The 20,012-nt window shown below is 36.2% G+C and carries 19 protein-coding genes; 15 read left to right on the forward strand and 4 right to left on the reverse strand.

Annotation, left to right across the window (positions count from 1 at the left end; genetic code table 11):
- The first annotated feature begins 21 nt into the window (after positions 1 to 21).
- The gene (locus HNQ94_RS05600; RefSeq protein WP_174495265.1) at positions 22 to 2,124 is read left to right on the forward strand and encodes a sensor domain-containing protein; all 2,103 of its coding nucleotides are present in this window, start codon (positions 22 to 24) and stop codon (positions 2,122 to 2,124) included.
- Between the two features lie 64 nt (positions 2,125 to 2,188).
- Here HNQ94_RS05600 and HNQ94_RS05605 read toward each other — a convergent pair whose 3' ends face one another.
- Positions 2,189 to 2,806 (reverse strand): TetR/AcrR family transcriptional regulator, encoded by a 618-nt coding sequence (locus HNQ94_RS05605; protein ID WP_174495266.1) that lies wholly within the window; start codon positions 2,804 to 2,806, stop codon positions 2,189 to 2,191.
- 208 nt (positions 2,807 to 3,014) lie between these two features.
- Between HNQ94_RS05605 and HNQ94_RS05610 the strand changes: the two genes are divergently transcribed.
- The 7 genes from HNQ94_RS05610 (at position 3,015) to HNQ94_RS05640 (ending at position 8,718) form a co-directional block, all read left to right on the forward strand.
- Positions 3,015 to 4,670, forward strand: coding sequence for an FAD-binding dehydrogenase (locus HNQ94_RS05610; protein WP_174495267.1), 1,656 nt, complete (start codon positions 3,015 to 3,017; stop codon positions 4,668 to 4,670).
- 351 nt (positions 4,671 to 5,021) lie between these two features.
- Positions 5,022 to 6,173 carry a lactate 2-monooxygenase gene (locus HNQ94_RS05615; RefSeq protein ID WP_174495268.1) on the forward strand — a complete coding sequence of 384 codons (1,152 nt, stop codon included), beginning with the start codon at positions 5,022 to 5,024 and terminating at the stop codon, positions 6,171 to 6,173.
- 112 nt (positions 6,174 to 6,285) lie between these two features.
- Positions 6,286 to 6,840, forward strand: coding sequence for a hypothetical protein (locus HNQ94_RS05620; RefSeq protein ID WP_174495269.1), 555 nt, complete (start codon positions 6,286 to 6,288; stop codon positions 6,838 to 6,840).
- 150 nt (positions 6,841 to 6,990) lie between these two features.
- Entirely contained in the window at positions 6,991 to 7,350 is a 360-nt protein-coding gene (locus HNQ94_RS05625) for a VOC family protein (RefSeq protein WP_174495270.1), read from the forward strand.
- 26 nt (positions 7,351 to 7,376) lie between these two features.
- Complete coding sequence (locus HNQ94_RS05630) at positions 7,377 to 7,781, forward strand: VOC family protein (RefSeq protein ID WP_174495271.1); 405 nt, start codon at positions 7,377 to 7,379, stop codon at positions 7,779 to 7,781.
- A 162-nt stretch (positions 7,782 to 7,943) separates the two neighbouring features.
- On the forward strand, positions 7,944 to 8,495 hold the full coding sequence (locus HNQ94_RS05635) for a nucleotidyltransferase family protein (protein ID WP_174495528.1): 552 nt from the start codon (positions 7,944 to 7,946) through the stop codon (positions 8,493 to 8,495).
- A 1-nt stretch (position 8,496) separates the two neighbouring features.
- Entirely contained in the window at positions 8,497 to 8,718 is a 222-nt protein-coding gene (locus HNQ94_RS05640; protein ID WP_246199937.1) for a hypothetical protein, read from the forward strand.
- Positions 8,719 to 8,913: 195 nt separating this feature from the next.
- On the opposite strand, the gene cypC is transcribed toward HNQ94_RS05640, so the two are convergent.
- A complete protein-coding gene (gene cypC / locus HNQ94_RS05645; protein ID WP_174495272.1) occupies positions 8,914 to 10,185 on the reverse strand; it encodes a CYP152 family fatty-acid peroxygenase CypC in 1,272 nt (423 codons plus the stop codon).
- Positions 10,186 to 10,284: 99 nt separating this feature from the next.
- Here cypC and HNQ94_RS05650 point away from each other — a divergent pair, with 99 nt between their 5' ends.
- The 5 genes from HNQ94_RS05650 (at position 10,285) to HNQ94_RS05670 (ending at position 13,586) form a co-directional block, all read left to right on the forward strand.
- Positions 10,285 to 10,887: a DUF421 domain-containing protein gene (locus HNQ94_RS05650; protein WP_174495273.1), complete on the forward strand. Its 603-nt coding sequence runs from the start codon at positions 10,285 to 10,287 to the stop codon at positions 10,885 to 10,887.
- 99 nt (positions 10,888 to 10,986) lie between these two features.
- Complete coding sequence (locus HNQ94_RS05655) at positions 10,987 to 11,574, forward strand: YpjP family protein (RefSeq protein WP_174495274.1); 588 nt, start codon at positions 10,987 to 10,989, stop codon at positions 11,572 to 11,574.
- A 185-nt stretch (positions 11,575 to 11,759) separates the two neighbouring features.
- The gene (locus HNQ94_RS05660; RefSeq protein ID WP_174495275.1) at positions 11,760 to 12,029 is read left to right on the forward strand and encodes a hypothetical protein; all 270 of its coding nucleotides are present in this window, start codon (positions 11,760 to 11,762) and stop codon (positions 12,027 to 12,029) included.
- Between the two features lie 511 nt (positions 12,030 to 12,540).
- Entirely contained in the window at positions 12,541 to 12,804 is a 264-nt protein-coding gene (locus tag HNQ94_RS05665) for a CD3324 family protein (protein WP_174495276.1), read from the forward strand.
- A gap of 143 nt (positions 12,805 to 12,947) precedes the next feature.
- On the forward strand, positions 12,948 to 13,586 hold the full coding sequence (locus HNQ94_RS05670; protein ID WP_174495277.1) for a FusB/FusC family EF-G-binding protein: 639 nt from the start codon (positions 12,948 to 12,950) through the stop codon (positions 13,584 to 13,586).
- A 221-nt stretch (positions 13,587 to 13,807) separates the two neighbouring features.
- Here HNQ94_RS05670 and HNQ94_RS05675 read toward each other — a convergent pair whose 3' ends face one another.
- Positions 13,808 to 15,538 carry an ABC transporter ATP-binding protein gene (locus tag HNQ94_RS05675; RefSeq protein ID WP_174495278.1) on the reverse strand — a complete coding sequence of 577 codons (1,731 nt, stop codon included), beginning with the start codon at positions 15,536 to 15,538 and terminating at the stop codon, positions 13,808 to 13,810.
- 14 nt (positions 15,539 to 15,552) lie between these two features.
- On the reverse strand, positions 15,553 to 17,319 hold the full coding sequence (locus HNQ94_RS05680; protein WP_174495279.1) for an ABC transporter ATP-binding protein: 1,767 nt from the start codon (positions 17,317 to 17,319) through the stop codon (positions 15,553 to 15,555).
- A gap of 256 nt (positions 17,320 to 17,575) precedes the next feature.
- Here HNQ94_RS05680 and ilvD point away from each other — a divergent pair, with 256 nt between their 5' ends.
- Both ilvD and HNQ94_RS05690 read left to right on the forward strand, forming a co-directional pair.
- Entirely contained in the window at positions 17,576 to 19,255 is a 1,680-nt protein-coding gene (gene ilvD / locus HNQ94_RS05685; protein ID WP_174495280.1) for a dihydroxy-acid dehydratase, read from the forward strand.
- Between the two features lie 101 nt (positions 19,256 to 19,356).
- Positions 19,357 to 20,010 carry an HAD family hydrolase gene (locus tag HNQ94_RS05690; RefSeq protein WP_174495281.1) on the forward strand — a complete coding sequence of 218 codons (654 nt, stop codon included), beginning with the start codon at positions 19,357 to 19,359 and terminating at the stop codon, positions 20,008 to 20,010.
- The last annotated feature ends 2 nt before the right edge of the window (positions 20,011 to 20,012 follow it).

Consider the following 20,012-nt stretch of genomic DNA (forward strand, 5'->3'; position numbering starts at 1 on the left):
ACTTAAGTTGGTGAATGACAGATGGATTTATTTGATTCAGATATTCCTCTCGATAATTTAACTGCTGAAAATATCGAGCTATTGAAAAATTTAAAAGTTGCTTTAGATACCTCCTCTATAATTGCTGTAACAAACAATAGAGGGGAGATTACTTATGCTAATGATAGGTTTTGCCATATTTCCAAGTTTTTAAGAACTGAACTGATAGGAAGTAATCATCGCATTTTAAACTCTAATTTTCATAGTAAAAACTTTTTCAAAGAAATGTGGCGTACTATAGGAACAGGGAATGTATGGAAAGGGGAAATTAGAAATAGGGCAAAAGACGGTTCAATTTATTGGGTAGACACCATCATTGTTCCATTTTTAAATGAAAACAACAAACCGTATCAATATATTTCTTTTCGTAACGATATTACAGAAAAAAAGCGGATGGAAGAATCTTTACATTTACAAGAAGAACGGATAAAAGCCCTTATACAACATTCAAATGAAGGAATAGCTATATTAGATCAAGATTTTACCATTACGTACATGAGTCCTACTTACGAAAAGATTACGAATAGAAAAGCAAACTCTGTTATTGATAAAGATGTACTAGAGCTGATTCATCCAGATGATAAGGAAAAATGTAAATGTTATCTAATCAAAGCCGTAAAAGATCCACAAACCCCATATAAAATTCATATTCGTGCCATTCACGACGATGGACTTTATTATATTCATGAGCTAGTCCTTACAAATTTTATCGATTATCCTGGAATCAATGGTATTGTCGTCAATTTCCGAAATATTACAGAAGAAAAGAGATTAGAAACGCAAATTCAACACAATACGTTTTTTGATCCCAACACAAATTTACCAACAAGACTTTACTTAGATTCAAGACTTAAGTCCATGGTAAACAAAGGGTTAAAGTCGAATGAAAGATTTGTTTTAGGTATTTTTGATATTGATGATTTCAAACACATAAACGATATGTTTGGACATGATATAGGTGATATGTTTTTGAAGGAAATCGCGAAAAGATTAACGGAATGTCTAAGCAAAGAATCTTTCATAGCCCGGCTCGGGGGCGATGAGTTTGCGATAATAATTCCAGACCTTTATTCGTCAAGTCAATTAGAGGAAACTGGAAAACGAATTATGGAATTATTTACAAAACCGATTTTAATTAATGAATATGAATTTTTCTGTTCGATAAGCTTAGGTTTTTGTAAATTTCCTGAAGATGGAAATGGTAGTCAGACTCTTCTCGCACATGCAAATAATGCAATGACTTTTGCGAAAAAAAATGGTAAGAATCACTTTTCTATTTATGATGGTTCCATTCAATCCTTTAACTATCGTTCCTTTACTATAAAAAATAGTATGAGAAAAGCGATTGAAGAAGAGCAGTTTCTTTTACACTTTCAGCCAAGAATCAACGTGAAAACATTAAAAATTGAAGGCTTCGAATCGCTCATTCGTTGGGATCATCCTGAGTTAGGTTTAATATCTCCCTTTGAATTTATCCCTATTGCGGAGCAAACTGGACTGATGGGAGAAATAGGTGATTGGGTATTCAAGAAGTCTTGTGAATACCTTACAGAAATAAACAGTAAAAGCAATATTACCTATAAAATGTCAATAAATTTTTCACCGAACCAATTTTTGAATAAAGATATTGTTGATCGGTATTTACAGATATTAAGAGAATCACATATTTCGCCATCACTAATCGAAATTGAAATAACAGAATCATTGTTCATTCATAACAAAAAAAGAGTTGCGTATGTTTTGAATGCGTTTCGAACTGCTGGATTTTCACTCGCTTTAGATGATTTTGGGACAGGCTATTCGTCACTAAGTTATTTAAAAGAGTTCAAAACAGATGTTATCAAAATAGACAAGAGTTTCGTTGAAAAAATAACTGTTGATCAAGATATTAAAGCGATTGCTGAAATGATTATTCGATTAGCTCACCAATTTAATATGCGAGTAGTGGGAGAGGGCGTAGAAACAACCGAGCAACTATCCATCTTAAAAGATTTGCATTGTGATGAAATACAGGGTTATTATTTTAGCAAGCCTCTACCGTATGGCCAAAACCTATTAGACTTCATAGAAAGTTACCATAAGTAAAAAAATAGCAAGAGCCTATTTGCTTAAAGGCTCTTGCTATTTTTTTTATCTGTAGAACTCATCATTATTTGTATAAACCATTCGTATACACTTCTGTAATATTATGTGCAATTACCCCTTGGGGTGTCACTGTTTGATCCAAAATGATTTTCCAAAGATTATTTTCAACTGTATAAAATAACACCCCAGCCACTATTTCTTCATCAAAGTCATTCCGATGAGCTATATTTTTCTCCATTGCCTGCACAACGTTTTGAGCAATTCGTTGAATAAACCGGTCGCTAATATCTTGCCACATTTCCTTCGTAGCAGCGGAAATACCAATTGATTCATAAAAAACCGCCAGCATTTTTTTGTGTTGTACCGATAGTTCAATTAACCGTGTAATGTTTCGATGAATAAAAGTAAAAGCTTCTTCCTTTGAATTAACTGTATACTCCGTATTAGCTACCACATAGAAATCAGCGATCACTTCTTCAATAATCGTTAAAAATATTTCATCTTTTCCCTTAGGGAAGTGGGTATAGGCCGTACCGTAACCAACATCCGCATGCTTCGCAATCATGGAAATGGTTGTATCTTTAAATCCATGTTGAATGAAGAGGGCTTTTGCTGCTTCTAAAACCTTTTTAATTGAATTCTCAGCCCTCATTGAACGGCGATCTACTTTTTCTTTTTTCATCTTTATCAGCCCTTAAGTTTTCATTTCTTTCATTTTACCGTAAAGTAAATCTATTATAACGTTAATTGTCAATATATTCTAATTATTTATTGACTAGACAGATAGGAAAGTATATATTGATTGTAATGAAATTGACATCATATCAAGTTCTGAAAATTTTTATTTAAATTTGAAAACGCTTACTAAGTTAATGAAGGGAGGATTTTACGTGAACTTTGATGTGATTGTGGTAGGAGCTGGAATTGCTGGTCTTGTTGCAACGGCAGAAATCGCAGATGGTGGGAAAAAAGTGCTGCTATTAGACCAAGAACCTGAGGGATCCTTAGGTGGACAGGCATGGTGGTCATTTGGCGGGCTGTTTTTAGTAGACTCACCAGAACAACGGCGAATGGGAATTAAAGACTCCAAAGAACTAGCTTGGCAAGACTGGCTTGGTACTGCCGGATTCGATCGTCATGATGATGAAGATTACTGGGCAAAAAAATGGGCAGAAGCGTATGTTGAATTTGCTGCTGGAGAAAAGCGTTCCTGGTTAAAAGGAATGGGAGTTAAGTTCTTCCCAGTTGTTGGTTGGGCAGAACGAGGTGGTTATCTTGCAGAAGGGCATGGAAATTCTGTTCCTCGTTTTCACATCGTTTGGGGAACAGGACCAGGAATCGTAGAACCTTTCGAACGTCGAGTAAGGGATCATATGAAAAATGGATTGGTAGAATACCGACCTCGCCATCGTGTAGATGAGCTTCTGACGAATAACGGTTCCATAACTGGTGTAAAGGGATCTATTCTAGCACCAAGTAACGTGGAAAGAGGACAGGAAAGCTCTAGAGAGGTAGTCGATCATTTTACATTCCAAGCAAAAGTAGTAGTCGTTTCAAGCGGGGGAATTGGTGCTAATTTTGATTTAATACGAAAAAATTGGCCAAGTCGATTGGGAGAACCACCTAAGAATATGATTTCAGGCGTACCAGCTCATGTAGATGGGCGAATGCTTGAAATTACAGAGAACGTAGGTGGTAGGATTGTCAATCGAGATAGAATGTGGCATTACACAGAAGGAATCAAAAACTGGAACTCCATTTGGAAAGATCATGGTATTCGCATTTTACCTGGACCGTCTTCTATTTGGTTAGATGCAGAAGGCAGAAGATTTCCGACACCTAATTTTCCTGGTTTTGACACGCTAGGCACTTTAGAAGCAATACAAAAGACAGGTTACGATTATTCATGGTTTATATTGACACAAAAAATAATAGAAAAAGAATTCGCCTTATCCGGTTCGGAACAAAATCCTGATTTAACAGGGAAAAGCATTAAGAAGGTATTAGCACGTGCGTTACCTGGTGCAACCGAACCAGTTCAAGCATTTATGGATAAAGGGGAGGACTTTGTTGTTGCCAATAATTTGGGTGATTTAGTAGAAGGAATGAACAAGTTAACTGATGAAAACCTTCTAAATTTGGACGATATCGAAAGACAAATTAAAGCACGTGATATGGCACTCAATAATAAATTCTCTAAGGATTTACAAGTAACTGCGATACGCGGTGCTAGAAAATATCTTGGGGACAAACTTATACGTGTGGCACCACCTCACAAGATATTAGATCCTAAGAATGGCCCACTTATTGCGGTACGAATTAATATTTTAAGTCGAAAAACGTTAGGTGGTTTACAAACTGATTTAAATGGGCGAGTTTTAAATGAGTCTGGTGAGCCTGTTCCAGGTCTTTATGCTGCAGGTGAGGTTTCCGGTTTTGGTGGTGGCGGATTACATGGCTATCGAGCACTAGAAGGAACATTTGTAGGTGGCTGTTTGTTTTCGGGAAGGGTCGCAGGACGTGCAATTGTCGAAGAGCTAGGATAATAGTCATGAGCTTTATCGCTTAAATTATGACCTTTTCGAACGATTTTTATTATTTGTTTCACAGTTGATGGAAAATGCGACGTAACTTATATGTATGAATCACAGCCGCTACGGATCTTTAATGTACTGATGAATTGGGCAAAAGCAAGTTAAAAATATAGCCTTAGTAGGAAGTATTCTAACATGCTATATGGTTTACCACTTTTCTTGAATCAGAAAATCAATCTTAGCGAAGTATTCTGCTGAAGCAGCGGTGTAGCACTCAACAATCATAGCTATAGTTAATCGTAGTTTAAGTAAATAAAGTAAGAATATTTCATAATTTACCTAATTTATCAAAGGGGAGATATAATGAGTTTTGGAAATCTAGTACAGGCTAAAGTGTATCAGCATATGGAGGAAAACATTATTCCTTCGTCGTTTGAACAGTTAGAGGCAAAAGCAAAAGAAAAATTAGATGCAAAGCCTTATGACTATGTTGCTGCATCTGCAGGAGCTGAGGTAACGGTTAAAAGCAACAATAAGTCTTTTGAAAAATGGCAAATCGTTCCGAGAATGCTATGCGATACATCCGTGAGAGATTTAAGCATTGAGCTTTTCGGAAAGAAATATGCGTATCCAATTTTGTGTGCACCTGTAGGAGTCCAATCTATTGTTCATCCAGAGGGTGAATTAGCTAGTGCTCGTGGTGCGGCAGCAATGGATGTCCCATTTATAGCAAGTACCGCCTCTACATACAGCATAGAAAAAACAGCAGAAGCAATGGGGGACAAAGAGAGATGGTTCCAGTTATATTGGAGTAGTGATAAGGAAATTGCTGCTAGCATGGTAAAGCGAGCTGAGGCTGCAGGGTATGGTGCCATTGTTATTACATTAGACACACCAATGATGGGGTGGAGAGAAAAAGATATTGAACACGCCTATTTGCCATTTTTACAGGCAGAAGGTATTGGGAATTATTTAAGTGATCCAGTTTTTTGCTCTAGATTGGAAAAATCACCTCAAGAAGATATCCGTTCAGCAATTATGCTATGGTCACAAATTTTTGGAAATCCAACATTAACATGGAAGGACTTAGAATTCATTAAATCACAAACATCCCTTCCAATACTGTTAAAAGGAATTCTACACCCAGATGATGCTCATCTTGCTGTTGAGCATGGTGCCGATGGAATAATTGTAAGTAACCACGGGGGCAGACAAGTTGATGGTGCAGTTCCAGCTATTGACGCTTTACCAGAAATCGTTGATGTGGTGAAAGGTCAAATTCCAGTGTTAATGGACAGTGGAATCCGAAGGGGCTCAGATATCGTAAAGGCATTGGCACTAGGAGCAAAAGCTGTACTTGTAGGACGTCCATATATGTATGGTTTGGCCTTAGCTGGAGAAGAAGGTGTAAAGCAAGTGCTCCGAAACTTAATTGCTGATTTCGATTTAACGTTAGCTTTATCTGGAAAGCGAAATGTAAGTGAATTGAATAGAGACATGTTAAAAAAGGCATAAAACACCAAAGTACTTGGAATTCAGTTTCCAAGTGCTTTTTATTTACTTTCATAAATTTGCCAGACTTACACAAGATAAATATAGCATAACCACTTATAGAAGGTAGATTTTGATGAAGGAGATAAATATGTTAGAGCGAATGAAGGAGTTACAAGATGAGGTGAGTATTTTAAGAGTAAATTATTGGATTGAAGAAGTACTTTTTTCCTTTCAATGGTGGTTTTTAGTTATTAGTATGTTTATCTTCGTTTACATATGGATTAAAATTGTTGATCAAACAAAACTTGTAAAAATTCTTTTGTATGGATCCATTTCCTTTAGTATTATTAACTTTCTTGATGTATTAGGTTCGGAATTTATCTTGTGGGATTACCCTGCAATGATAATCCCAGGGGGTAGCCGAATTATATGTATAAATATCATTATCACAATTATCTTTATGACCCTTTATCAATACTTTAACAGTTGGAAGACTTACTTAATAGCATCTACCGTTACATCGCTCACTTTCTCCTTTGTTTTAGAACCCTTAGCTATATTCATGGACATCTACCAACCTTATACTTGGGAGCACATCTATTCATTTCCGATATATATTTTAATAATGGTTTCGGTAAAGTGGTTTGTTGATAAATTAGTTTTCGTTCAAGCAAAACATAAACAATGAGTGACAAAGAGAACCAATTGGAGGTTCTCTTTTTATGTTTAAAAAAATAAACATATTTATCTCGGACGTTTTGGAGGGAAATAAATACGTAAACGAGAATGTAATATAGGAAAGTTTTTTGGTGCTTTTTAATCTAGGAGGATGCTAATTATGTTGAATACAGTGTGCGTTGTAACAATTAAAGTAAAAAACATGATAGAAGCTGTTCATTTTTATACAAATATTTTAGACTTCCACATATCCAAGAAATACAGTGAAAAACTTGTAAGCTTAGTACATGAACATGTACCAATTATATTAGAAGAAGTAGATGAGGAAAAACAGATAGGAAACAATATCTTATTAGGATTACAATCAAAGGATATAGAAGAGGATGTAAAAAGATTAAAAGGATATGGTGTACATGTCCTATTTGATGAAGCAATGCCTTGTCCACCAGGGAAATATAATGTTTTTTTAGATCCTAGTGGTAATCAAATTGAACTACTACAATTTCTTAAGGAAGATTAATTACGAATAAAGTAAGGTGAAAATAAATGATTTATGAAATGACTGTTCAGGTACGAGTGTCTAACATAGAAGAAGGTCAAAGATGGTATGAAGTGTTGTTGAATCGAGGACCAGATTTTGTTCCACATCATGGTTTTGCGGAGTGGGAGCTATTACCTGGATGCTGGTTACAACTTGCAGAAGGAGAACCAACTGTTGGAAGTGGACCTATACGTTTAGGGGTCAAAAATATCGAAATAGAACGGGATAAACTAATAAATATTTTAGATGTAGAGCCTTTTGAAATTTTCAACAGAGAAGAAGTCCCTGTTAAGTGGGCTACTTTTCAAGATCCTTGGGGAAATCGTCTCGGATTTTTTGAATATCGTGATAAAAAGGAAATGGCAAATAGAATAGAGGAAGTTTTAGGACAACCAGACCGATTAGTGTAAATCCTGGTTACCAATTTTTTTGCTTCACTTGTTTATTTGAATGAATTATGTCTATTTTTTCCATCAATTCATAGATTGATCGAAGTATTGAAAAACGAAAGGAATAACAAATTGTTAAAAACCGAAGAAGACATTATACGTGCAGTTGAACAAGATAAATGGATGATTAAACTTTTACAAGCCGCTAAATCTCTAAACTTACCAGATTGGTGGATATGTGCTGGCTTCGTTCGCTCAAAAATTTGGGATACCATTCATGACTTTTCAGAACGAACAGCTATTCCTGATGTAGATGTCATTTATTTTGATAAGGAAAATATGGATGAATTTGAGGAAAAAAAGCTTGAAGAAATACTTAGGAGAATAGTTCCACATGTTCCTTGGTCGGTTAAAAATGAGGTAAGAATGCATGTTGTTAATGGGTTGGATCCATATATTAATTCAGTTGATGCTATTTCAAAATTCCCTGAAACTGCTACCGCATTAGGGTTACGATTAAACCAGAAAAACAACGTCGTTTTAACTGCACCACATGGGGTAGAGGATGTCTTAAACTTACACCTAAGGCCGACACCGTTTTTTATGGAAAATCCCAATCTTGTTCAAATTTTTGAGAATAGGATTGCCAAAAAGAACTGGAAAGGAATTTGGCCCAAAATAAAGGTTAGACATATAAACAGGGAAGACAAAGAAAAATGGCATGAAGGAGAATAAAATGAAAATAAACTTACTTATTTTTATTTCATCCATAAAAGTACAAAAAGAAGAGCAATTAACTTTTGTAATGATGAAGACATTTGAGTCCAATATTCGTCCAATTAAAGGAGATATACTAGATGATCCAGGTTTCGATCCACGATTTCATAACGGATATGAGGTCGTAAAAGTAACAATTAATTATGCTTCTAACCAATGCTTGTTTCCCTACATCCTCTAGTGTTGGATAAGGAAGAAATAGAGGTAGAAACGTATATAAAAAAGCTTGAAACCAATGGCTGGGAAATAATGTCTAAACAAGAGGTAGAAAGTATGTAGTGAACTTGTCCAATAGGAGTATTGCCTAACCAATAAAAACGTTTGGATGTATATGTCCAAACGTTTTTACAGCTAAGTTATGAACGAGAATAGCTTCTTAATGCAAGGCTTTTTCTTTTATATTTTTCATCACAAACCCACTTTCAGGCAAACTAGGCATCCGAACCAAGCTGTAGCTCAAGTCCTGTTCAGGTACATCAAAATCAACCTTATTAACAAGAAAATCAACCGTTGCTTTCATAATTTCTACTGTAATTCCTTCTCCAGGACATCTATGTGTTTGTGAAGGATCTCCCCCACCTTGTGGAATAAAATTATATAAGTTCCCATCCCAATCTTGAAAACGGTCTGGTCGGAATTCGTTTGGTTTATTCCAAATTCGCCCGTCGTGATGTAATCCGTAAACATCAAGTAATACGAGCATACCTTTTTTGAAATCACAGTTCTTCCACGTAAAATCCTTCTTTACTCTAGCACCTAGAAATGGTCCAAACGGGTAATAGCGTCGTACTTCCTGTGCAAATCGCTCCAATGTCGCTTCATCACCATTTCTTATGTTTTCCTTCGCGTTTGGATGTTCGTACAAAGCTAATGCTGAAAAGGTAATAAAAGTAGCAATAGCAACAATTGGACGAATCACATTAATAAGTTCTACAGCGGCCATTTGTGCATCTAGTGTTGTTCCATCTAGCTTTTTATGAAAGGCAATTTCATACATTGCTGTCCCTTTGTTCGCTTCTATTTTACCGGCACGAACATCTTCAATTATTCCTCTAATCCAATCTTCTGTTCGAGGCCTCGCGCGTCTTCCTTTCCAGTGTCGGGGGCCAACTGCTCCAAAAGCATCAACCATATTACTGAAATCTTCAGCACGTTCCTTTACCTCAGATTCACTTAAAGGAACGCCAGTCCAATGACAAGCAATTCTACATAATATAACCTTCGCTTCATCAAAAAGTTTTATATGATCCGCATGTTTCCATAATTTAATTGAAGCTTTCCATTCGTTCTTTGCAAGTTCAGCTAGCCTTTTTTGATGTTCTGAAGTCATAAGCGATAAAAAAAGTAGTTTTCGATGAATATGTTCTTCCCCGTCCAACGTTTGGATTGCATTAACTCCAAATAGTGTTTTTTGAATACGTTTTGGGGCGGCTCCTTTACGTTGAAACCTGTCTGAATCGTAAAAGAGTTTAGCTGCTTCCTCACCATGCATACAAATAACTCTTTGTCCCATTAATCGCGCTTCAAACAAATCTGATTCATACCGATTTACTCTATTGCTAATAAATTGATAGCCTTCTTGCATTAAGGCAAGACTATTGTCGAGGCTTTTATCATGGGGAAGTTGTTCGTTTAATGCCACTTTCATCAACTCCTTAGTCCGTTATGTACATCGTTTAGCATTTACTTTAATTAATAATTTATGTTGATTAAATGATACATACTAAAAATATTAGGAGGTATGATCATGCCAAGTTGGATACAAGCAATTATTTATATCGTTGCAGCTATTTTACTATTAAGAATCGGCGGAAAAAGAACTATTTCACAGGCGACTCCTAGTGAAGTGGCCATTATGATAGGAATAGGTACAGTACTCGTTCATCCATTAAAATCTGAAGACCCATGGATAAGTGTGTATCATGGGTCATTAATCATATTAGGATTAATCATTTTATCTTTGACACAGATTTACTTTACGAAAACCAAAAAGTGGATCCAAGGAGAGCCATTATTACTAATTAAAGACGGAAACATATTAACTAGAAACCTAAAAAAGGCAAGAATAACAGAAGATGAATTAAAAATGAAACTTAGAATTAAAAAGGTAAGTGATATTTCCACCTTAAAATCAGTAACACTTGAAATAAGTGGCGACATTGGTGTAGAGAAAAACAATAATGAAATTGCTGCTACAAAAAAAGATATAGAAGATATGAAAAATGCGATGGAAATGATGGCAAAGCAACTAAATATGACGATTCCATTTAATAAACCATTACCAAAAGAAGAAGAGAATAATTTATTTAATCAAGTTAAACAAATTCAGGAGAAGGATCCACTACAATAGCATCTCAGAATTTTCAAAATTAATTCAATAGTTTTATAGACTTCTGCCTATTCCGTGTTAAAATTAGATTATATGGCTTATGAATAGGGAGATAACTTTATGAAGCTTTGGTTTAGAAAAGTATCCGTAATCCTTATTACAATTTTAACGTTGGGTTTGTACATACCCCCAACATACTTAAGTGCAGATCCCGCTGAAAACGAAGAAGTTGCTTCACCAAAAGAAGAACCTACTTTATTAGACGATTCTCCGTTTGAAACCGATACGGATGATCATCAACCAAATAATGATTATCTTAGCCAAATTACGGTGATTGCTAAAAATGCAACGATTTCCAAACTAGGACCGAGAATTTTTGATCAAGTAGAAGAAGATGTCTTCACAAACATCCTACCTACAATGGAAGAAATTATTTCATCCATTTTAGAAGAGGGAAGTGAGGATGTGATTCCATACTATGGGATATCTGAACAAACTACGCGTGGTTACGGTGAGAAAATTTTTAATCTTTATGATGGAAGAACAAATGAAGACATAGCAAGATTTCACGTCAGACGAGACAACAGACCAGGAGAAGGATACTGGTTTAATTTCCATTATCATTTAAATACTGATAATTTTGAAAAACATCACGTCATTGGTGAAATTTTCTGGGATAAAAACACGCCACCAAAATGGATGTCTTAAAAGTAAAACAACTAATAAGCGCTTTATGGTTTTCTATTTAGAAGCCTTAAAGCGTTTTTCATGTATTGGGGGTTACTATCTGAAAGTCTATTTGCCTTTAACATAACACTTTAAAAAATATTCATAAATTTAATTGTTGTAAGAAATAATATATGTAGATTTCAATAGTAATGGAGGACGTCTACATGGAACAAAATTTACATGAACAATTACAATTGGTTAGTCATCAAATTCAAGACGCTCAGCAAACGGTCATTGACTCACAAGGATCAAACGCACAACAGTTGGAAAATGCACTCGATCAATTACAACAAGTAGAGAAACAATTACAACTTGCTAAGGATCAAGCAGGAACAGAAGCAACAGAGAACCCTCAGTTTCAACAAGCTTATGAACAACTTCACAATATACGTCAACAAATTGCAGAAATGAAACAAGACGACAATGAGTTTTAAATAAAAAAATGTCGCTAACAGAAGGGATACTTAGGTATCCCTTTTTTATTGCTTAGGAAATTATAAAATTTCGGACTTGTGGATAAGTTAGTTGCACTGGGAAGCCACGTCTAGCTCCAGCACCTACCCCCTCGGGACATAAGTCAATCCCTTCTGTGGCAAAAACCTCCACGGCAGGTCTTGCCTTATGCCTGTCGGGGGTTAGCAAGGCGCTTGCGCTTTGGTTCATTATGCGGGAAATTAGGAAATCTTATTATTATAGTAGTGGTTTAAAGAAACTTGTTTTATAATAACTAATAGAAAAAAGACGTATAGATATAAAGGGGGTGGGTTTATGGTAACAGGAAGTACGTTACCTAATAACGCAGCGTCTCATGCAAAGCCTGGTTTTAGAATGGCGATTCTTTGCATGAGGTAGAATTGACATATATATCGCCTTAAATAGCTTTCTATTTCTAATACTTGGCTTTGCACCTTATTTCATTATTTTTAAAATAAGGAGCTGGCAGAAATGAAATATGTGAAAGCAAATACCGTCTTACCACAAAGTCTCCTAAGTGAAATACAGAAATACATACAAGGGGAGACTATCTATATCCCGAAAGTAGCTAGTAATTATCGGAAATGGGGTACAAAATCTGGTGGGAGAAAACGATTAGATGACCGTAATCACTCCATTAAACACGCATTTCAACAAGGGGTTACGTTAGAAGAATTGGCATCTTCACACTATCTCTCTATCGAATCGGTTAAAAAAATTGTTTATTCAAAATAATGTTAGTAAGCTAGCACTGATGATTATGAATCAGTGCTTTTTTATGTAAAAATTGTTTTTTACTCATTTTTTACATAGGAATGGGAAGCAAAGTCATATACAATGGTATTGTTTAAAAGTACGTAAAGGGTGAGTAAATAGCAATGGAACCATTCATAAAAAGTTATCAATTTAACTATATTAGAAACCAAACTTTTGTCCTAATTAATGCGAAAGCAACTGTTAATGATAAAGGTGTACTAGACGCACTTCAATCTTTAACAGTTGAAAAGGTCTTCCATTTATTTGAGGATATTAATCTAGAACAGAAACAGATCATCACAAATGTACTTGAAATAGAGGACAAAGGGAAAGCAGAAACAGAATTAGCGGCCCTAAAATCATACGTTGTTCCGTTTGTTGAGCTTTCAGACTCCCAAATAAAAAAACTATTTCCGAAAGTGAAAAAATTGAAAACACCTGATATTGGCGATATAGATCTCAAGGAAATTTCATACCTAGGATGGGATGATCACGGAACGAACCGAAAGTACATCGTGACAAAATATGAGGGTGAAATTATTGGAATAGAAGGGACTTTTCACCCTATTAGCCAGAAAGGTATTTGTACTTTGTGTAATAATCATGACCATGTAGGCTTATTCACTTCAAAAACAAAAGGATCCCAAAAAGATACGTTCGTCAAAAGGGGCAACTATATTTGTCAGGATAGTCAGACTTGTAACCAGCATTTATATTCATTAGAAAAGCTTCATGATTTTATAGGCAGATTAATAAAATAGGAAAAGGCGATGCTAATCAAAAATGGCATCGCTTTTTCTTATTGCTTAGGAAATTATAAAATTTCGGACTTGCGGATAAGTTAGTTGCACGGGGGAGCCACGTCTAGCTCCAGCACCTACCCCCTCGGGACATAAGTCAATTCCTTCTGTGGCAAAAACCTCCACGGCAGGTCTTGTCTTATGCCTGCCTTAGGCTGAGCAAGGCGCTTGCGCTTTTGTTCTTATGCACCTGAGGCATAGGTTTGATCTGCATATACAAGTTGTTTATACATCATTGAACTCTCTAATAGTTCGTCATGGGTGCCTTTGGCAGTTATTTGTCCTTTATCCATTACGAAGATAACATCAGCATTGCGGACTGTTGAAAGTCTATGGGCAATAACAATCGTTGTTTTTCCTCTTCGTATATGATCAAAATGACCTTGGACTTTTCTTTCTGTTTCCAAGTCAAGTGCAGAAGTTGCTTCGTCTAATATTAATACTTCGGGATTATTAACAATAACTCTAGCCAAAGCAAGCCTTTGCCGTTGACCACCCGATAACGTAATTCCTCTTTCACCAATTTTTGTTTCTAGACCATGGGGGAGCAATTTTATATAATCATTCATTTCCGTTAATGTAATAGCTAAATCGATTTGTTCATCTGAAATATTCTTTCTCCCCATTGTAATGTTATTTCTGATTGTATCAGGGAAAAGATAAGGCTCCTGTGAAACAATTCCCACTTTTTTCATCCAGTCACTATATTTCACTTGATGAAACGGTATCCCATTTACATACATTTCACCTTCTGTTTGATGATAAAATCGAATTAGCAACTGTGCAATAGTCGATTTTCCACCACCACTCGTTCCAACAAAAGCTACTTTTTTACCGGTAGGTATGGTGAGTGTCAAATCATTTAATACCTGCTTTTCTTCATCGTGCTGATAAGAAAAGGAAACTTTTTCGAACCGAATTTCCTTCACATTCTCTTTTAATGGTATGGAACCTTGTTTTTCTATTGGGCCATCCATGACAGAACGTATTCGATCTATTAATGCATACTTACTTGAAAGGTTCATACTATATTCAAATAATCGTTGTAGTGCATCCATGAGTTGTGAAGTGAATTGGTACACGACAAGGAAAAGACCGATGGAAATAGTTCCTTGAATCACACCATAGCCACCATAACCTAACACAATAATATTAGCTCCCCACTTAATCGGTTCACTAGCTAGAAGCTGGCGATTCGTAATCTTAGCCTCTGTCATCACTGCATCGAAATACTTTCGAAAATATTTGTTGTACATTTTAGTTTCCCAATTTAATCTGTTGAAGGCCATCACTTCTCGAGTAGATGCGATACCTTCTTCCATATGAATAAGAAGGTCAGTTTTTTTGTTTTGAACATCTTTAGTAGCTTGACGAATACGAGAAACAAAATATTTACCAGTTAAAACATACAAAATACCGAACAGAAAAATAGATAACAACAGTAGGGGACTAGAAAGTAAAATAATAATAGAAAGTAGAACAATTGTGACTACTGTTTGAAAAAACCTTGGTAAAAATCCACCAATAGTCCCTGCAATCTGTTCTACATCATATGATAGAAAATGGACATATTTTGTAACTCGATTATTATGATAGGTTTGAACAGGTATTTTTTGCATGTACCCCATAAATTCATGAGTTAATAAGGATCGTATTTTTGCTTGTATACGATGAAAAGTATGTGGAGCAATTGTGAACAATACAGCATAGGCAATAAAAGAAACGGCAAACAGGAGTAAAATTCCTCCCAATTTCTCATAATGCCCTTGTAAAAAAACATCATCAATAATATGCTTTTGTAACCATGTTGTTGCCGTAACAGCTAAAGTTTCAAAACATAACAAAAGAAGAGATAAAAGAAACATCCATTTTACTTGTTTCATGTATTTGAGTAACCATTTTATATTTTCCAAAGAATAGTCTCCTTTCAACCAATTCTTTTTTGTTCCCCTTCAGCAAGTTCAAAAAAGAGACCTTTTTGATGCATTAACTCTTCGTATGTTCCTTGTTCTGCAACAGTCCCATTGTGTAAAACAATAATCTGATCATAGTCTTGGATTGTAGAGAGACGGTGTGCAACGGTAAATGTCGTTCTGCCTTGTAATAAATCATCAAGTGCCTTTTGTACAGCTAATTCACTTACATTATCTAGGGCAGCTGTTGCTTCATCCAGCAATATAATTTGTGGGTTTTTCAAAAACATCCGAGCAATGGCAATTCGTTGTTTTTGTCCACCAGATAATTTAATTCCTCTTTCTCCAATTAGGGTATCATAGCCATTTTCTAACTCAATAATGAAATCATGAGCATAAGCTGCTTTTGCTGCCGCTTCAATTTGTTCATCAGAAGCAGATGGATCACCGAATTTTATATTTTCCCGTACCGAAGACCCAAATAAATAGGTCTCTTGAAATACAAAGCCAATTGCTTCACGTAACTGACTTATACTCAATTCTGTCAAAGGAACCCCGTCTAGCAATATTTTCCCTTCATTCGGATCATAAAATCTACCGAGTAGTTTTAACATGGTAGACTTTCCATTACCACTTGTACCCACTATCGCAACACGCTTTCCTGCATCTACATGTAAATGAAATTTTTTTAGAACGTCACCAGAACCAGGATAACGGAAAGACACATTTTGAAATGACACCTGACCCTTTATATGACGAATATGCCTTGGTTGTTCTGCTTCGACAATATCGGGTTTCACTTTCATAAATTGATAGATTTTGTCTATTTGATACATGAGAACTCTTTGCTCTGTTAAGGAAGTGATGACAGATGTTAAGCGGTGCATTGCTGCGAAATAATAGAGCAAAAAGGTCGAAAATTCTCCTACTGATAGGGAACCATCTTGTACGAGAAATGATCCATAGATTAGGATAGCTATTGCACCACCATAGTAGGATAAACGACGTACGGTTCCACGCAAGTACGCGTATAAGTATGCTTTAACCATCGTCTTGTTGTATGTATCAACTTTTTCATTCAGTCGCTCCATTTCCCAGTTTTCAGCGGAATAGGACCTGACTTCTATTAATGCTGATAGTGATTCATATATTTTTTGGTTTAAGCTAATTCGATTCGTGCTCAAATCTCTACTCAATTCAGAAGCTTTTTTTTCAAATCGTGGACCAATAGCGTAATAGAGTAAAAACGAAGGGATGATAATTAGGGCTAGTTGAACGTTTACCGTAAACATCAGTATGACGGCAATGGTTGAAAAAACAGCTTCTCTTATCATGAATGGTAAAAACCGGCGGTATAAGTCTTGAAATGCCGTTACTTCCGTATTCATTAATGATAGCGTTTCTCCAACAGGATGTTTCTCAAAATAGGAAAAGCCTAATCGTCGTAAGTGTTGAAAAATAGAAAAATGAATGTCTCTTGCTGCTCTTTCCTGTACATGCCGTTGAAGGTTATTTTCTACTGTACGGAAATAGATCATGACAAGAACTAACACAACCATACCGCTTAGTAAGAAGAAGAACAGAGAAGAATTTCGTTCTGGTACAATTACATCGATAAAATACTGAATAAATTTCGGTATGAGAAGTTCAATACCCGTAACAAAAATACTGATCATAACGATTAGGAAAAACAATTTACGATAAGGCTTCAAAAAAGATATTGCCCACAAGTAAATCTTAAATAGGTGGGAGGGTTTTAAAGTAGATGATGAAGGGTCCATTTTTCCTCTCCTAACATTATTTTCTATCGAAGAAATATTATTTTACATCACATAACATTCTGTTTCCATATTAATTACATGAAAGTAATGAAAAAAACAAAAAAAGAGTTACTAGAAGCATAAATAACAGGAAGCGCTTACATTAAATGTGTTGATACATTAACGATTTTTCTTTTTTAAAAAAAGGTTAAAAATAATTGAAATATTCAGAAATAACCTTTATAGTAGTTTGAAAAGATGGGGAGGCATATACATAATGAAAAAAGACTTGCGGATAAAAAGTAAAGTTTTTGATGATCAAAAACGAGCACCAAACCGTGCCATGCTTCGTGCAGTTGGTGTAACAGACGAGGATTTTAAGAAGCCAATGATTGGTGTTGCTAGTACGTGGAGCGAGGTAACACCTTGTAATATCCATATAGATAAGCTAGCATTGAGTGCCAAAGAAGGTGCAAGGGAAGCAGGAGGAGTTCCTCTCATTTTTAATACGATTACCGTCTCTGACGGAATTTCAATGGGTACAAGCGGGATGCGCTATTCCTTACCAAGTCGTGATGTCATAGCTGATTCCATCGAAACAGTAGTTGGCGCAGAAAATTTAGACGGGCTAGTTGCAATCGGAGGGTGTGATAAAAATATTCCTGGCTGTATGATCGCCATCGGACACTCTGAAGTACCAGCAGTTTTCGTTTATGGTGGTACCATTGCACCTGGTTTTCGAAACGGGGAAAAGCTAGATATCGTTTCCGTATTTGAAGGAGTAGGTAAGCATAATAACGGTGATATTAACGACGACGAGCTTCATGGTATAGAATGCCACGCATGTCCTGGAGCAGGATCTTGTGGAGGAATGTACACGGCTAATACGATGGCGACTGCTGTAGAGGCACTTGGAATGAGTTTACCTGGAAGCTCCTCTAACCCCGCAGAGTCTACATATAAGTTGGAAGATTGTCGACAGGCAGGGGAAGCTGTTTATCATTTACTTGAAAAAGAAATCTATCCAAAAGACATTATGACAAAAGAAGCGTTTGAAAATGCGATAACACTCGTCATGGCTTTAGGCGGATCCACTAATGCTGTATTGCACTTGTTAGCTATCGCTCATTCCATCAATGTTGATTTAACAATGGATGATTTTGATCGTATGCAAAAGAAAGTTCCTCACATTGCAGACTTAAAACCGAGCGGGAAATACGTCATGCAGGACTTACATAATGTTGGCGGAGTTCCGGCTGTTATGAAGGTATTATTAGATGCAGGCTATTTGCATGGGGACTGCTTAACTGTTACAGGAAAAACGTTAGCAGAAAACCTTGCAGATGCACCACAACTTCAAGAGGGACAAAAGATTATCTTGCCATTTGAGAAGCCTTATCGTGAAACAGGACCTCTTGTCATTTTAAAAGGAAATTTAGCTCCAAACGGGGCAGTAGCTAAGGTTTCCGGTGTAAAAGTGAAACGTCATACCGGGCCTGCTCGAGTCTATAATACAGAGGAAGAAGCGACTAATGCCGTCATCAACAATGAAATAAACGAAGGTGATGTGCTGGTCATTCGTTATGAAGGGCCTAAGGGTGGACCTGGAATGCCAGAAATGCTTTCTATTTCTGCTATTTTAGTTGGAAAAGGACTTGGTGAAAAAGTAGCTCTGTTAACGGATGGTAGATTTTCCGGGGGCACACATGGATTAGTAGTTGGACATATCGCACCAGAAGCCCAGGTTGGAGGACCTATTGCACTGTTACAAGAAGGAGACCTCGTCACCATAGATTCAGAACTTCAAGAAATTACGATGGAGGTAGCAGCAGAAGAGTTAAAAAGACGTCAAGAAAAGTGGGTTCAGCCTCCACTATACAAAAAAGGGGTGTTAGGGAAATACGCCCACAATGTATCTTGTTCCTCTAAAGGAGCCGTAACGGATTACGTTAAGTAAAAAAATAGGTAGCTCTCTGAAATCCATTTTTCAGAGAGCATTTTTTATGTTCATCATGCTATAATGATGAACATAAAAACAAAGGTGGGATAAACTAGAAAATGAGGAAATACAGTGTTGTTCTTTTCGATTTAGATGGAACACTTTCAGACCCCAAAATAGGAATAACAAAATCAGTTCAGTACGCTTTATCCAAAATGGGAATAGAGGAGAAAAGTTTAGAAAAACTTGAATCCTTCATTGGCCCACCTTTGCACGAGTCATTCGCATCCATTTATGGTTTCCGTTCTACTGAGGTTGACAGGGCAATTAAATACTATCGGGAGCGTTTTAAAGAGAAGGGAATGTATGAAAATACATTATATGCTGGGATTGAAAATCTATTAAAATCCTTAAAAGAAATGGACTATACACTTGCAGTAGCTACGTCAAAACCTACTATATTTTCAGAACAAATACTAGAGTATTTTAAGATCAAATCCCATTTTGATCTTATAGTCGGTAGTAACCTTGATGGAACGCATTCTGCCAAAACGGAAATCATTCAATACCTTCTAGAACACTTCCAGATAATCCCTCCATCAGAATTTATTATGATTGGGGATCGCAAGCACGATATTATTGGTGCCACTAATACTAACATTCATTCCATAGGGGTCACATATGGGTATGGTTCCACTGAAGAATTGACAGAGGCTCATCCAACATACCTAGTTCATGCAGTTCACGATATTCTACCATTTTTCAGGAGGTAATT

Origin of the sequence: Salirhabdus euzebyi (assembly GCF_014207435.1) — a bacterium.
GTDB classification, from domain to species: Bacteria; Bacillota; Bacilli; order Bacillales; family Alkalibacillaceae; genus Salirhabdus; species Salirhabdus euzebyi.